This is a genomic window from Pseudarthrobacter chlorophenolicus A6 (assembly GCF_000022025.1).
GTDB lineage: Bacteria > Actinomycetota > Actinomycetes > Actinomycetales > Micrococcaceae > Arthrobacter > Arthrobacter chlorophenolicus.
Genome location: NC_011886.1, coordinates 3,582,391 through 3,595,456 on the forward strand (window position 1 = coordinate 3,582,391; position 13,066 = coordinate 3,595,456).

Annotated in this window: 14 protein-coding genes and 1 pseudogene; 8 read left to right on the top strand and 7 right to left on the bottom strand. The window is 66.8% G+C overall.

Annotation, left to right across the window (positions count from 1 at the left end):
- Positions 1-28 precede the first annotated feature (28 nt).
- Entirely contained in the window at positions 29-289 is a 261-nt protein-coding gene (locus ACHL_RS16160) for a hypothetical protein (protein ID WP_015938372.1), read from the top strand.
- On the opposite strand, the gene ACHL_RS16165 is transcribed toward ACHL_RS16160, so the two are convergent.
- The 3 genes from ACHL_RS16165 to ACHL_RS16175 all read right to left on the bottom strand — a co-directional run bounded on the left by ACHL_RS16165 (position 286) and on the right by ACHL_RS16175 (position 3,207).
- Positions 286-990, bottom strand: a complete 705-nt coding sequence (locus ACHL_RS16165) for an HAD family hydrolase (RefSeq protein WP_015938373.1) — start codon at positions 988-990, stop codon at positions 286-288. The genes ACHL_RS16160 and ACHL_RS16165 overlap by 4 nt on opposite strands.
- Complete coding sequence (locus tag ACHL_RS16170; RefSeq protein ID WP_015938374.1) at positions 990-1,280, bottom strand: hypothetical protein; 291 nt, start codon at positions 1,278-1,280, stop codon at positions 990-992. The genes ACHL_RS16165 and ACHL_RS16170 overlap by 1 nt, the downstream gene beginning before the upstream one ends.
- 118 nt (positions 1,281-1,398) lie before the next feature.
- Positions 1,399-3,207, bottom strand: coding sequence for a glycoside hydrolase family 15 protein (locus ACHL_RS16175; RefSeq protein WP_015938375.1), 1,809 nt, complete (start codon positions 3,205-3,207; stop codon positions 1,399-1,401).
- Between the two features lie 70 nt (positions 3,208-3,277).
- Here ACHL_RS16175 and ACHL_RS16180 point away from each other — a divergent pair, with 70 nt between their 5' ends.
- From ACHL_RS16180 to ACHL_RS16210, 7 genes and pseudogenes are all read left to right on the top strand, one after another.
- Positions 3,278-4,006: a DUF72 domain-containing protein gene (locus ACHL_RS16180; RefSeq protein ID WP_015938376.1), complete on the top strand. Its 729-nt coding sequence runs from the start codon at positions 3,278-3,280 to the stop codon at positions 4,004-4,006.
- 67 nt (positions 4,007-4,073) lie between these two features.
- A complete protein-coding gene (locus ACHL_RS16185; protein ID WP_015938377.1) occupies positions 4,074-4,457 on the top strand; it encodes a hypothetical protein in 384 nt (127 codons plus the stop codon).
- Positions 4,456-5,061 (top strand): annotated as a pseudogene (locus ACHL_RS16190) (phosphodiester glycosidase family protein); the annotation flags it as partial. The gene ACHL_RS16185 and the pseudogene ACHL_RS16190, both read left to right, overlap by 2 nt.
- Before the next feature lie 6 nt (positions 5,062-5,067).
- Entirely contained in the window at positions 5,068-6,192 is a 1,125-nt protein-coding gene (locus tag ACHL_RS16195; protein WP_015938379.1) for a bifunctional glycosyltransferase family 2/GtrA family protein, read from the top strand.
- Between the two features lie 76 nt (positions 6,193-6,268).
- Entirely contained in the window at positions 6,269-6,952 is a 684-nt protein-coding gene (locus ACHL_RS16200; RefSeq protein ID WP_015938380.1) for a DUF4956 domain-containing protein, read from the top strand.
- Positions 6,949-7,731, top strand: a complete 783-nt coding sequence (locus ACHL_RS16205; protein ID WP_015938381.1) for a polyphosphate polymerase domain-containing protein — start codon at positions 6,949-6,951, stop codon at positions 7,729-7,731. The genes ACHL_RS16200 and ACHL_RS16205 overlap by 4 nt, the downstream gene beginning before the upstream one ends.
- A gap of 63 nt (positions 7,732-7,794) precedes the next feature.
- Positions 7,795-9,399 (top strand): carbohydrate-binding domain-containing protein, encoded by a 1,605-nt coding sequence (locus tag ACHL_RS16210; protein ID WP_015938382.1) that lies wholly within the window; start codon positions 7,795-7,797, stop codon positions 9,397-9,399.
- Positions 9,400-9,461: 62 nt separating this feature from the next.
- Here ACHL_RS16210 and ACHL_RS16215 read toward each other — a convergent pair whose 3' ends face one another.
- The 4 genes from ACHL_RS16215 to ACHL_RS16230 form a co-directional block, all read right to left on the bottom strand.
- Entirely contained in the window at positions 9,462-10,298 is an 837-nt protein-coding gene (locus tag ACHL_RS16215; RefSeq protein ID WP_015938383.1) for an alpha/beta fold hydrolase, read from the bottom strand.
- 118 nt (positions 10,299-10,416) lie between these two features.
- On the bottom strand, positions 10,417-10,614 hold the full coding sequence (locus tag ACHL_RS16220; RefSeq protein WP_015938384.1) for a hypothetical protein: 198 nt from the start codon (positions 10,612-10,614) through the stop codon (positions 10,417-10,419).
- A gap of 141 nt (positions 10,615-10,755) precedes the next feature.
- The gene (locus ACHL_RS16225; RefSeq protein WP_015938385.1) at positions 10,756-11,940 is read right to left on the bottom strand and encodes a fatty acid desaturase family protein; all 1,185 of its coding nucleotides are present in this window, start codon (positions 11,938-11,940) and stop codon (positions 10,756-10,758) included.
- A gap of 11 nt (positions 11,941-11,951) precedes the next feature.
- Positions 11,952-13,049 (bottom strand): ferredoxin reductase, encoded by a 1,098-nt coding sequence (locus ACHL_RS16230; RefSeq protein ID WP_043794155.1) that lies wholly within the window; start codon positions 13,047-13,049, stop codon positions 11,952-11,954.
- Positions 13,050-13,066 lie beyond the last annotated feature (17 nt).

Genomic DNA, 13,066 nt, shown 5'->3' on the forward strand with positions numbered 1-13,066 from the left:
AAGACCATGCCAACGGAACGAGGACACCATGACGCTGTACCAGCCGGAACCGGTTGAAATTTCCACCCGCATGCGGCCCGGCGAATGGACGGAAGCCAGCCTGGAGGAACTGGTGGCCAGCTACCGGACCCGGATCATGGACATGGGGGCAAGTCTCGCCGACGTCGTCACGGACATTGAGCGGAACGACGACGGTTCGGTGAAGGTGGCCGTGTCCTGGGCCAAACCCGCCGATAACGGCACTGAGGAAGACGCGACGGGCGACTCTTCCATGAACACCCCGGGCTAGCTGACGCGGTTCAGCAGCTTCCCAATGGCGCTGCCGGCCAGGTTTTGCACCAGGTCGGCGGGGCCCTCGTAGACTTCCACCGCGCCGGCATCCCGCAGCACGTCGGCACTGATTCCGCCGCAGGTGACACCCACGGCCGGGATGCCGAGGGCGGCTGCGGCTTTCATGTCCCAGACTGCGTCCCCGACGAAGATGGCGTTGGCCGGCTCCACCCCGATCGCCTTCAGGGCAGCAGCCAGGATGTCCGGAGCGGGCTTGCTCTCCTCGGCGTCCTTGGAGCTGGTGGCGGCATCGATGAACGCGTCAGCGTTGAGGATTCCCTTCATGATCTGCAGGTCTTTTTCCCGGGCCGACGAGGCCAGGGCGACGGCGAGGCCCCCGGCGTGGCACTGGGCCAGCAGGTCCTTCGAGCCATCGAAAGCACGTAACGCCGGCCAGTGGGCCGCATAGAGGGCGCCATGGCTGGCCATGATCACCTCATCAAGGCTGCGGTCCCGGCCGGACGGCAACAGGCTGTCCACCAGCCGGTCACCGCCCATCCCCACAAGGTAGTGGATGGAAGCCATCGGAATGTCGTAGCCGTACTGGCGGAAGGCGCCCCACCAGGAGATGGTGTGGAGGTACGACGAATCGATCAGCGTTCCATCAACGTCAAAGAGAACCCCCCGGCGTACACCGGGGGGCGTGTCCTGCTGGCCCATCAGCCCACCGCGGCCCGCCTGGCCTCCGGGGCCTTCTTATGCCGGGCAGCTTCTTCCTTGGGCGTTGCCACCGGCCGGACCCGTTCCCTAATCACCGTTCCGGCACCGTCCAGGCTTTTATCCCGAATCAGGCCCGTCCCTGCAATTTCACGGGCCATGGCCACTCCGGCCACCGCCGCCCGCTTCGTGGGAAAGGTCACCGAGATTGCCATCAGCTGCCCCGCTCCGTCCATCATCTTGACCCTGTAGCCACCGTCAGGGGCATCAACGAGCTCAAAATACCCGGCCATGCGAATCACTCCTCCTCCGTCAGTCACGGCATTGTGCTTGTGGAGCACTCCATGAGGTGTTAGTAAGTCTACTTATCTATTCTGCGAAGGGAAAGTTCGGCCCCGTGCCGGCGCCGCCTCAGCGCCGCCCCGCCGACTCCGGCGGGATAGGGGTGTCACTGCGCCGAACCGTATCCTGATGCAGCTCCAAAGCGCTAGTCACAAGGGCAAAGTGGCTGAACGCCTGCGGGGTATTGCCCAGCTGCCGGCCCGCACGGACCGCCCACTCCTCACTCAGGAGCCCCACGTCATTGCGCAGCTCCAGGAGCCGCTCGAACAGTTCGCGCGACTCCTCGTGCCGTCCGGCGCCGAGCAATGCCTCCACCAGCCAGAACGAGCAGGCCAGGAAGACGCCCTCGCTCCCCGGCAGGCCGTCGTCGCTCTTTTCCGGACGGTAGCGCAGCACGAACCCGTCCTCGGTCAGCTCGCGCTGGATCGCCTCGATGGTCCCGATGACGCGGGGATCGTCCGCCGGCAGGAAGCCCACGCGCGGAATCAGCAACAGACTGGCATCCAGCTCGGGGCTGCCGTACGACTGCACAAAAGTGTTGCGTTCGGCGTCGAACCCGTTGGCCATCACGTCCCGGTGGATGGTGTCCCGCAGCGCCTCCCACCGCTCCACAGGCCCCGGCAGCCCGGACTCCCTGACGCCTTTCACCATCCGGTCGGCGGCCACCCACGCCATCACCTTCGAGTGGGTGAAGTGCCGGCGGGGGCCACGCATTTCCCACAACCCGTTGTCCGGCTGGTCCCAGATGGTTTCCAGGTGGGTCATCAGGGCGCACTGCAGGTCCCACGAATCGTCCGGATGCTTCAGCAGGGAATTGCGGGTCAGCGCCAGGCAGTCCAGCACTTCGCCCCATACGTCCAGCTGGAGCTGTTCGGCTGCCGCGTTGCCGATCCTCACCGGCGTCGAATTCTCGTATCCCCTGAGCCAGGGCAGTTCCAGCTCGGGCAGGCGCCGCTCGCCGTGGATGCCATACATGATCTGCAGGTCCGCGGGGTCCCCGGCCACCGCACGCAGCAGCCATTCCCGCCAGGCCGCCGCTTCAGCGGTGTAGCCGGCGGCCAGGAGTGCCTGCAGCGTCATGGTGGCGTCCCTCAACCAGCAGTACCGGTAGTCCCAGTTCCGGGGACCCCCTGGCTGTTCGGGCAGGGATGTGGTCACTGCAGCCACGATGCCGCCGGTTGGAGCATAGGTCAGGGCCTTGAGGGTCACCAGCGAGCGCACCACGGCATCCTGGTACTCGCCCTGCACCGTGCACTGGGTGGTCCAGCCGCGCCAGAAGGCGAAGGTAGTGTCCAGGACCTTTTCCGCGTCCACCGAGTGCGGACGGCCCACGTGGCTCGGCGCCCACGTGAGGACGAACGGGACCCGCTCCCCTGCGCTGACGGTGAAGTCGCCCACGGTATGCATGTTCTCGCCATGCACCTCCGCAGGCGTCACGAAGTAGGCAGCATCCGGCCCGGCAATGGCGTGGAGGCCGTGCTTGTCCCGGCGCACCCAGGGAACGATGTGGCCGTAGTCGAAGCGCAGCACCAGCTCACAGTGCATCTTCACGGTGCCACTGACGCCCTCGACAATCCGCACGATGTCCGCCACGGAGTCACGCGGCGGCATGAAATCGATGACGCGCACCGTTCCGTCAGGGGTGTCCCATTCGGTTTCCAGGATCAGGCTGCCGTCCCGGTATCCGCGCCGGGTGCACGGGCCTCCGCTTTCGGGTGCCAGCAGCCAGCGGCCGGCGTCCGGCGTGTCCAGCAGCGCACTGAAGCAGGCCGGAGAGTCGAACCGGGGAAGGCACAGCCAGTCGATTGAACCTTCCTTGCTGATGAGGGCCCCGGTTTGAAGGTCGCCTACCACCGCATAGTCTTCGATTCGCGCCATGACCTTACACTGCCACAAACGCGCTTCCCGATCCGGGTGAATCGCAAAGGGCCCGGTGTAGCCTGCAGGGGTGGCAGTCCATATCGGCACCTCAGGCTGGAGCTATGACCACTGGGAAAACGTCCTGTACCCGCCCGGCCTGCCGGCAAAGGACCGGCTGCCGCACTACGTCTCACAGTTCAACACCGTGGAGCTGAATGCCAGCTTTTACCGCTGGCCCCGCGACACCACGTTTGCCGGATGGAACCGCCGGCTGCCGGCGGGCTTCAGCATGTCCGTCAAGGCTCCGCGTGGCCTGACGCACGCGCGGAAGCTGTACCAGCCCGAGGTCTGGGTGGACCGGATTGTCCGGTGCTGGCATGAGCTCGGGGACAAGCGGGCGGTACTCCTGGTGCAGCTGCCGCCGCAGCTGGAACGGGACGACGCCCGGCTGGACTATTTCCTGGCCGCCCTGCCGGAATGGATCCGCGTCACCGTGGAATTCCGCCACCACACCTGGAACTGCCCGGAAGTCCTGGCCATCCTGGAACGGCACGGCGCCGCCTACTGCATCATGAGCGGAGCCAATCTGCCGTGCCTGCTGCAGACCACTGCCCCGTTCACTTACGTCCGGCTGCACGGGCCCGATCACCAGCACCTCTACGCCGGCTCCTATTCGGACACGGACCTTCACTGGTGGGCGGACAGGATCCGCGGCTGGGCAGCCAACGGGCTGGACGTCTACGCCTATTTCAATAACGACGGCGGCGGGCACGCGGTGCGCAACGCCCGGACGCTGCGCGCCATCCTGGGCGCCTGACGTCACACTGTGCCGCCGGCTCCCCTATGCCGCCACAAGGGTGGCCGCCCTGTGGCAGAGTGGAACCATGGACCCGGCGCCGCAGAACCCGACCCAACCCGCAACCCAGCACGCTTCCGGGCAGCCGGAACGGATTCCGGAGAGCCGGCCCGAGCTCAACGGAAACCAGGCCTTCCGCCTGGCCCACCGCATCTCTGACGGGTTCAACAGCTTCAGGATCCGGCTCGCCAAGCGCTGGGACTTCGTGCCCCGGACCATTGCGTACCAGGGCTATGGATCCACCACCCGCGTCCGGGTCCTGGGCCGGGTGCTGATGACGCAGAAGCCGCTTCCCGGCAGCAAGGCCGAGCAGGAGGCCAAGAACGCCACCCAGAACGTCCGGGGCTGGCGTGCTTTTACCGGCGTGCCGCTGCAGTTCACCGACGTCGAGATCACCATCGGCGATGTATGACAGTTTTGGCGAGAACATCACCGAAACCACCTCCGCCATCGCCGAGGCAAACAATGCCATCTTCGCTATCAACGGCGACTACTACGGGTTCCGGGACACCGGCATCGTGATCCGCAACGGCGTGGTGTTCCGCGACGAAGGCGCCCGCCAGGGCCTCGCCTTCTACCGGGACGGCACCGTGAAGGTCTACGACGAAACCAGCACCACAGCCGAACAGCTGCTGGCGGACGGCGTCTGGAACACCCTCTCCTTCGGCCCGTCCCTGCTGGATAACGGCGAAATCGCCGCGGGCATCGAGGACGTGGAGGTGGACACCAACTTCGGCAACCACTCCATCCAGGGCGAGCAGCCGCGCACCGCCGTCGGCATCATCGATGAGAACCACCTGGTGTTCGTGGTGGTGGACGGCCGCAGCCCCGGCTACAGCGCCGGCGTCACCATGACCGGCCTGGCGGAGATCATGCAGGGCCTGGGCGCCACCACCGCGTACAACATCGACGGCGGCGGCTCGTCCACCATGTACTTCAACGGCGGCCTGGTCAACAACCCGCTGGGCGAGAACAAGGAACGCGGCACCTCCGACATCCTCTACATCGCCGGGTAGGCGGCCATGATCATCCTGATCCCGGCCTACGAGCCGGACCACCACCTGGCCGCCCTGATCCGCCGGATCCGCGCCGCAGAGCCGTGGACCGCCGTCGTGGTGGTTGATGACGGCAGCGGCCCCGCCTACAAGGACGTGTTCGACGACGTCAGGGCGCTGGGGTGCCACGTCCTCAGTTACGCACGCAACAGGGGAAAAGGTTTCGCCCTGAAGGCCGGCTTCGGCTTCATCGCGGACAACCTGCCCGGCCATGACGTGGTGTGTGCCGACAGCGACGGCCAGCACACCGTGACGGACGTCCTCCGGGTAGCCGGCAAGGTCCACGGAAACAGCGGCGACCAGCGGGGCGCGGCCACCATGGTGCTGGGCAGCAGGAGCTTCAGCGGCAATGTGCCTGCCCGCAGCCGCCTGGGCAACACGGCCACCCGTGCGCTGTTCACCCTGGCCACCGGCGAGCGCATCCCGGACACCCAGACCGGGCTCCGCGGCTACCCGGCCGCCATGCTCCCGTGGCTCCGGTCCGTCCGCGGCGACCGGTATGAGTACGAGCTGAACCTGCTGCTGGAAGCGAAGAATGCCGGCTACTCCATCCAGTCCCTGGACATCGCCACCGTGTACCTGGACCACAACTCCGGATCCCACTTCCGCCCGCTGGCAGACTCGGCGCGTATCTATGCCCCCCTCCTGAAATTCCTCGGCTCGTCCTTCACGGCATTCCTGGTGGACACCACGGTGTTCCTGCTGCTCACGGTGCTGGTGGATTCGCTGCTCCTGGCCGTGCTGGGTGCCCGGGCCGTGAGCTCCGCGGTGAACTTCCTGGTGAACCGGCACGTGGTTTTCGAACACGGCAAACAGCGCCCGGCACGGTCCGCGGGACTCCGCTATTTCAGCCTGGTGGCGGTGCTCCTCGCCGCCAACGTCGCGCTGATCTGGGCACTGGAAGCGATCGCCGTACCGGCCCTGGCGGCCAAGATCCTGGCCGAAGTCATGCTGCTCGCCATCAGTTTCTCGGTACAGCAGCGCTGGCTTTTCGCCCGGAAACAAGACCGGCCGCCCGCTGCTAAGCCGGCACGGGAAAAGGCCGGGAATGCTGCCGGCAAACCCCCGTCCGAAGCTCATATATCCGGCTAGGTTCCGTCACAGCACCTGCACAGTATCGCCGGGCATCGTAAGAATCAGCCCACCAAAAACCATTCCGGAGAATCCCATGAACCTCATTTTCATCCTCGCCGACCTGGCAGCCATCAGCATCCTCACCTTCGCCCTCTACCTTCGCCGCCACCGCCGGCGCGACCTGGTGGTCTCCTACCTCGGCATGAACGTGGGGGTCCTGGCCGTCGCCACCGCACTGTCCGGTTCCGCGGCCGGCCTGGGACTGGGGCTGGGACTGTTCGGCGTCCTGTCCATCATCAGGCTCCGCTCCACCGAACTGGCCCAGCACGAGGTGGCCTACTACTTCTCGGCACTGGCGTTGGGGCTGATCGCCGGGCTCGGCATCGAACCGCTCTGGCTGACCGTTTCGCTGATGGCCCTGATCCTGCTGGTGATGTTCGTGGGCGACCACCCCAAGGTCCTGCCGGCGCACCGGCACCAGACGGTCATCCTGGACCGGGCCATTGCCGAGGACGGCGAGCTGTACGCCCGGCTGGAGGAGGTGCTCCACGGCAAGGTCCACTCCGCCACCATCCAGCAGCTGGACCTGGTGAACGACAAGACCATCGTGGACGTCCGCTACGCCTACTCCCCTGCCGCCTTCGCCGCCCCTTCCGTCCCGGGAACCCTAACGGGATTTACGACGACGGCGCCGGCCCAAGCGGGCACCATCCCCGCCGCTGAGTACATCCCCAGCCCGGAGCAGCTTCCCGGCCACGTCCAGGCAGGCGTGCGATGAACCCGGCGGGCGCCGCCGTCGGGAATCTCCATCTGTTCCCCTCCGTAGGCCTGGCTGAACTGAACGCGGAGGCCGCACTCCAGACCCGTGTGGACCGGAAATACGTGCTGGCCACCGGGATGGCGCGGCACCTGCTGGCCACCTTCGGCGCGGAAATGCGGGTCCTGGAAATGGACGGAGCCCGCAGCTTCTCGTATGACTCCGTCTACTTCGACACCGCCGCCCTGGACAGCTACCTGCTGGCAGCCCACGGCCGGCGCCGCCGCTACAAGATCCGCACGCGGACGTACGTGGACAGCGCCATCAGCTTTCTGGAAGTCAAGACCGAGGGCGCCCGGGAAGCCACCGTGAAAGAACGTATTCCATACCGGCTGGAGGACCGTTCGCGGCTGACGGCGGACGGGCTGGACTACGTCCGGGAAACCCTGGCCGCCGCCGTGGGGTCAGTCCCCGCCGGACCCCTGGAACCGGTCCTCGAAACCCGCTACCACCGCACCACCTTCTACCTTCAGGAATCCGGCAGCCGGGCCACCCTCGATACCGGGGTGACATGGCAGCGGCCCGGCCGGGAGCCGTGGGTCCTGGACGACGCCGTCATCCTCGAAACCAAATCCGGCTCCACCGCTGGGCCACTGGACCGGCATCTGTGGGCGGCCGGCGTCAGGCCGTCGCGGATCTCCAAGTTCGCCACCGGGATAGCCGCCCTCCGGCCCGAGCTTCCCGCCAACCGCTGGAACCGCACGCTGTCCCGCAGCCTCCCCCTCCGTCCGGCCGCCTGACGGGCCCTCTCGGCCAGCCCCTTCTCCGTAACCACCCGCTCTCCCCCCACCCAAGGACACTCCATGAAAAGCCTCCGCACATACCTTTCCGTTGCCGCCATGGCAGCCGCCATCGGCCTGGCCGGCTGCTCCGTAGCGGGCACGTCCCCCACCGGCATCACCGGCACCGGTTCCTCAAGCTCGGCCTCCACCACCGGTTCTTCCAGCTCGGCCGGCACCACCACGGCCGTATCACTGGACACGCTTGCCCAGGACACCCACTTCGACGGCGATGACCTCACTTGGGATGCCGCCTCCGAGGTCGCCGTGACCCTCGCCGACGGTGCCAGTTCCGTGGCTTCCGGGTCCGCATCCGGGGTCACGGTGGAGGGCGATACGGTCACCATCAGCGCCGCCGGCACTTACCGCCTCAGCGGCTCGCTCACCGACGGCAAGATCGTGGTGGCAGCCGGCGAGGAGGATACCGTCCGCATCATCCTGGACGGCGCCACCCTGGCCAACTCCACGGGTTCCCCCTTCGTGGTGGAAAGCGCGGACGAGGCCATCGTCTACCTGGCGGACGGCACCAGCAACTCGATCAGCGACGCCGCCACCTATGCCGACCAGGGAACGGAGGCCCCCAACGCCGCCCTCTACTCCAAGGCCGACCTCACCATCGCCGGCCCGGGCACCTTGGCCGTGGACGGCAACTACAACGACGGCATTTCCAGCAAGGACGGGCTGGTCCTGGCCGGCGGCACCGTAACGGTGGACGCGGCAGACGACGGCATCGTGGGCAAGGACTACGCCGTGCTGCTGGACGGCGCCTACCAGGTGACCGCGGCCGACGACGGCTTCAAGTCCGACAACGAGGAGGACGAGGGCCGCGGGTGGGTCCTCCTCAATGGCGGCACCCTCAGCGTGACGGCCGGCGATGACGGGGTGAAGGCCTTCAACACCCTCACCATTGCCGCCGGCGACACCACCGTCAAGGAATCCGAGGAGGGCCTGGAGGCCCAGCACATCGTGATGTCCGGCGGCACCGCCACCGTCACCTCCAACGACGACGGCGTGAACGCCTCAGGGGGCAGCAGCACGGCCTCCGCCGGAGCAGGAGCGGGCGGCGGCATGGGCGGCGGCAGCATGGAAGTGGGCGATTACACCGTGGACATCAGCGGCGGCCTGCTGACCATCAACGCGCAGGGGGACGGCCTCGACTCCAACGGCAACGCCACCATTTCCGGTGGCACCGTGGTGGTGAACGGCCCCACGAACGACGGCAACGGTGCCCTGGACGTCAACGGCGAACTCGCCGTGACCGGAGGAACCGTAGCCGCTGCCGGCAGCGCGGGCATGGCAGTCACCCCCGGGGCGTCCTCCACCCAGTCCGGGGTGCAGGTGACGCTCGGCTCTTCCGTCCCGGCCGGCACCGTCATCCAGATCGCCGACTCCTCCGGGAGCGTGGTGGCAGCCTTCGTCACCACCAAGGCTGCTGCCTCGCTGGTCTACTCCTCGGCGGCGATAACGGCGGGAGCCGAATACACCGTCTACACCGGGGGCACGGCAACGGTGAGTACGGGCCTGGGTGAGGGCTCGCTCGACGGCGCCACGCAGGTAGGTACAGTCACCGCCGGCGAATACACGGCGGAGCAGGGCCCCGGCGGCGGAGGCGGCGGCTTCCGCCGGTAGCCCCGGCCCACTTCCGACGACGACGGCTGCCGGCCGCCGTCGTCGGAAGTTTGGGCGTGGCGCTACTTGGCCAGGAAGCCGAGCAGTGCCTCGTTGACCTCGGCGGCGTGGGTCAGGAGCAGGCCGTGCGGGGCCCCCTCGATTTCCACGTACTCCGCCTCCGGCAGGGCCTTGGCGAACAGCCGACCCGTGGAGTCGATGGGAAGGATGTTGTCCGCGGTGCCGTGCACAATCAGCGCAGGAACATCGATCTTGGGGATGTCCTGGCGGAAGTCAGTGATCCAGGTGGCCTGCGCGGCCACGGACGCGGTGGCACCGGAGCCTGCGGCCACGTTCCAGCTGGCTGTGACTGCCTCCTGGCTGAGGCGGGGCGTCCCCAGGAACGTGTCTGAGTTGTAGAAGTTCTTGAAGAACTCGGTGAAGAACGCATACCGGTCCGCGGTGACGGCTTCCTTCAGCCCGTCGAAAACCTCCTGCGGCACACCGCCGGGGTTGTCGTCGGTCTTGAGCAGGAAGGGTTCCAGGGACCCCAGGAAGGCGGCCTTGGCAACGCGTTCCGAACCGTAGGTGCCCAGGTAGCGTGCCACCTCGCCCGTGCCCATGGAGAAGCCCACGAGGACGGTGTTGCTGAGGTCCAGGGTGGTCAGCAGGGTGTTGAGGTCCGCCGCGAACGTGTCGTAGTCGTAGCCTTCGGTGGTCTTGCTGGATTTCCCGAAGCCGCGCCGGTCGTAGGTGATCACGCGGTAGCCGGCTGCCAGGAGGGCCGTGGCCTGCCGTTCCCAGGACGCCCCGTCCAGGGGGTAGCCGTGGATCAGCACCACCGGCTGGCCGGAGCCGTGATCCTCGTAGTAGAGCTCGATGTCGGTGCTGTTCTCAGTTCCAACGGTGATGAAAGCCATCGCGGCGAATTCCTTTCGAGACTGATCGGAGCAGGCAGGCGGCATGCCAATACCCGCGCAGTCCCTACTCTAGGACCGCTCCGGCCGTTCTCCTGCAGCCGCGGAGTCCCCTGTCCGCCTATTGGGAAGGCTGCGGCAGTTCACAGGTGATCTGCGGGTTGACGCCCATGTAATTCAGCGGCCCCGCAACGATGGTCACCGCAACCGTGCCAGCTTCTGCGCAGGACCCGGGGGCTCCGCCGAAGTAGCCCCGCTGCCAGGCGGCCACGCCGCCGATGATCAGCCAGATGACGATGAGGGCTCCCACGAATTTCATCTTTCCTCCATTGGGCTCTGCGACGGCTGTGGGATCAATTATGCGCGCCGCCGAGGGCAGGACGGAAAAAGCACCCCCGGTCCCGGGATGGTCCCGGAACCGGAGGTGCCCTTACTGCATCTGGACTGCCCTGTGCCCTGGTCAGGCCCTGGCGGTCTTGCCCGGCAGCGCCAGCTTGAAGATCTTGCCCCAGGTGGAGCCGACCTGCTTCAGCAGCGGACCGGTGGTGTACTTCAGCCCGTAGCGCTGGCAGATCTCACGGACCTTGGGCGCAACCTCGGCATACCGGTTGGAGGGCAGGTCCGGGAAGAGGTGGTGCTCGATCTGGTGCGAGAGGTTACCGGTCATGATGTGCATGAATTTTGAGCCGGAGATGTTGGCGGAACCGATCATCTGGCGGATGTACCAGTCGCCGCGGGTTTCGCCTTCCGCCATTTCCTCCGTGAAAGTGTCCGTTCCTTCAGGGAAGTGGCCGCAGAAGATCACTGCGTGGGCCCAGACGTTGCGCACGGCGTTGGCGGTCAGGGTTCCGTAGAGCGCCTGCTTTCCGGAACCGGTCAGCATGGCAACGGCGGGAGTAGCGGCGTAGTCCTTGGTGAACTGCGTGACCACCTTCTTGCCCAGGGCCTTGAGGTCCTTGAGCAGCGCTTCCTTGGACTTCTTGCCTTCCCTGAACTCCGTCAGTTCGAGGTCATAGATGGCGATGCCCCACTCGAAGAGGGGCGCCAAAATGGCGTTGTACAGCGGGTTGCCAAGGTTCATCGGCTTCCACGGCTGCTGTTCGTCCATCCGCAGGAGGTTGTATCCGACGTCGTTGTCCTTGCCCACCACGTTGGTCCAGCGGTGGTGCAGGTCGTTGTGGGTGTGCTGCCACGAGCGCGAGGGGGTGACAAAGTCCCACTCCCAGGTGGTGGAGTGGATGTCCGGGTCACGCATCCAGTCCCACTGGCCGTGCAGCACGTTGTGCCCGATCTCCATGTTTTCAAGGATCTTGGCCAGGCTCAGCAGGGTGGTGCCGGTGACCCAGGCAGCCTTGTTCTTGCCAACCAGCAGGGCAGCCCGGCCGGAGATTTCCAGGCCGCGCTGGACCTTGATCACCCGGCGAATGTAGGCGGCGTCTTCCGCGCCCCGCTTGGCCAGGACCTCGTCACGGATGGCGTCGAGCTCGCGGCCCAGCTCCGCCACCTGCTCGTCCGTCAGGTGGGCGGCCGCGGGCGGCCGTACGGTGGGGCTGCCGGACTCGGCAAGCTTGCCGGGGCGCGTCCTTGCGCTGCCGGCGTTCGCCCCTCCGGGGGAGGTGGCCTTGGTGGGTGAGATGACAGACATTATTCTGCTCCTCAGAGTTCGAGGTTGACGGGTCCGGCGGCTGCCGAGACACACGTTTGGATCAGTTGGCCGGGATCGCCGTGGATTTCCCCGGTTCGGAGGTCACGCACCTGGCCGGCCAGGAGCGGAGTGAGGCAGCTGTGGCAGATGCCCATCCGGCAGCCGCTTGGCATCAGCACCCCGGCGTCCTCTCCGACGTCCAGGATGGGGGTGTCGCCGTCGGCCTCCACCTCCCGGTCCGAGGCTTCGAAGGTGACCAGGCCGCCGTCGTGCCCCACACCCGCGGCAAAGGTGGTGTTGAACCTTTCGATCATGAGGTTGCCCGCGCTGCCGGCCACCGCAATGTCGGTGCCGGGCGCGGCTGTGGTGAGGGCGGCGCGGTTCCACAAGGCTTCGGCGTCATCCAGGAAGCTGTCCGGGCCGCAGGCGTAGGCGGCACGTTCCTTCCAGTCGGGGCAGATTTCATCCAGCTGGTTGGTGCTGGAAAAGTCCATCCGGCCCTGCTCACCGGTGAACCAGTGCGCCAGGCGGAAGTTGGGGAACTGGTCCGCAAGTTCGGCAAGTTCCTCGCGGAACAGGCTGTCGCCCGGCGTACGGGCGGAGTGGACGAGTACGACGTCGGCATCCGGGCGCCGCGGCACCAGCGTACGGATCATGGACATCACCGGAGTGATGCCGCTGCCGGCGGTGACCATCAGAAGCGGCCTGGGGTGCTCGGGCAGGACAAAATCGCCCTGCGGCGGGGCGAGGAACAGGACGTCACCGGGGCGCGTGGTCCGCACCAGCGTGCCGGACACTGCTCCGACATCCGTCACGGTAATGGCGGGGTCCTTGCCCGCGGCGGCACTGAGGGAATACGAGCGCCAGTGCCGGACACCGTCCAGCTCGACGCCGATGCGGGCCCACTGGCCGGCCAGGTGCGACTGCCAGCCACGTCCGGGGCGGAAGAAGATGGTGGCCGACTGGGCGGTCTCCTGGACAACCCGGGTGACGACGCCACGAAGCTGCCGGGCGGAAAAGACCGGGTTGAAGAGGGCAAGGATGTCCTCGGGAGCCAAGGGCGTGGTGAGGACCGAAGCCGCTTGGGCCAGCTGTCGTAGCCTGATCATGCAGTCAAGCCTAGGGC

Bases quoted from the DNA above. Each gene is read 5' to 3' on its own strand.
- ACHL_RS16160 (WP_015938372.1), top strand. From the start codon at position 29: ATGACGCTGTACCAGCCGGAACCGGTTGAAATTTCCACCCGCATGCGG.
- ACHL_RS16165 (WP_015938373.1), bottom strand. From the start codon at position 990: ATGGGCCAGCAGGACACGCCCCCCGGTGTACGCCGGGGGGTTCTCTTT.
- ACHL_RS16170 (WP_015938374.1), bottom strand. From the start codon at position 1,280: ATGGCCGGGTATTTTGAGCTCGTTGATGCCCCTGACGGTGGCTACAGG.
- ACHL_RS16175 (WP_015938375.1), bottom strand. From the start codon at position 3,207: ATGGCGCGAATCGAAGACTATGCGGTGGTAGGCGACCTTCAAACCGGG.
- ACHL_RS16185 (WP_015938377.1), top strand. From the start codon at position 4,074: ATGGACCCGGCGCCGCAGAACCCGACCCAACCCGCAACCCAGCACGCT.
- ACHL_RS16195 (WP_015938379.1), top strand. From the start codon at position 5,068: ATGATCATCCTGATCCCGGCCTACGAGCCGGACCACCACCTGGCCGCC.
- ACHL_RS16200 (WP_015938380.1), top strand. From the start codon at position 6,269: ATGAACCTCATTTTCATCCTCGCCGACCTGGCAGCCATCAGCATCCTC.
- ACHL_RS16205 (WP_015938381.1), top strand. From the start codon at position 6,949: ATGAACCCGGCGGGCGCCGCCGTCGGGAATCTCCATCTGTTCCCCTCC.
- ACHL_RS16210 (WP_015938382.1), top strand. From the start codon at position 7,795: ATGAAAAGCCTCCGCACATACCTTTCCGTTGCCGCCATGGCAGCCGCC.
- ACHL_RS16215 (WP_015938383.1), bottom strand. From the start codon at position 10,298: ATGGCTTTCATCACCGTTGGAACTGAGAACAGCACCGACATCGAGCTC.
- ACHL_RS16220 (WP_015938384.1), bottom strand. From the start codon at position 10,614: ATGAAATTCGTGGGAGCCCTCATCGTCATCTGGCTGATCATCGGCGGC.
- ACHL_RS16225 (WP_015938385.1), bottom strand. From the start codon at position 11,940: ATGTCTGTCATCTCACCCACCAAGGCCACCTCCCCCGGAGGGGCGAAC.
- ACHL_RS16230 (WP_043794155.1), bottom strand. From the start codon at position 13,049: ATGATCAGGCTACGACAGCTGGCCCAAGCGGCTTCGGTCCTCACCACG.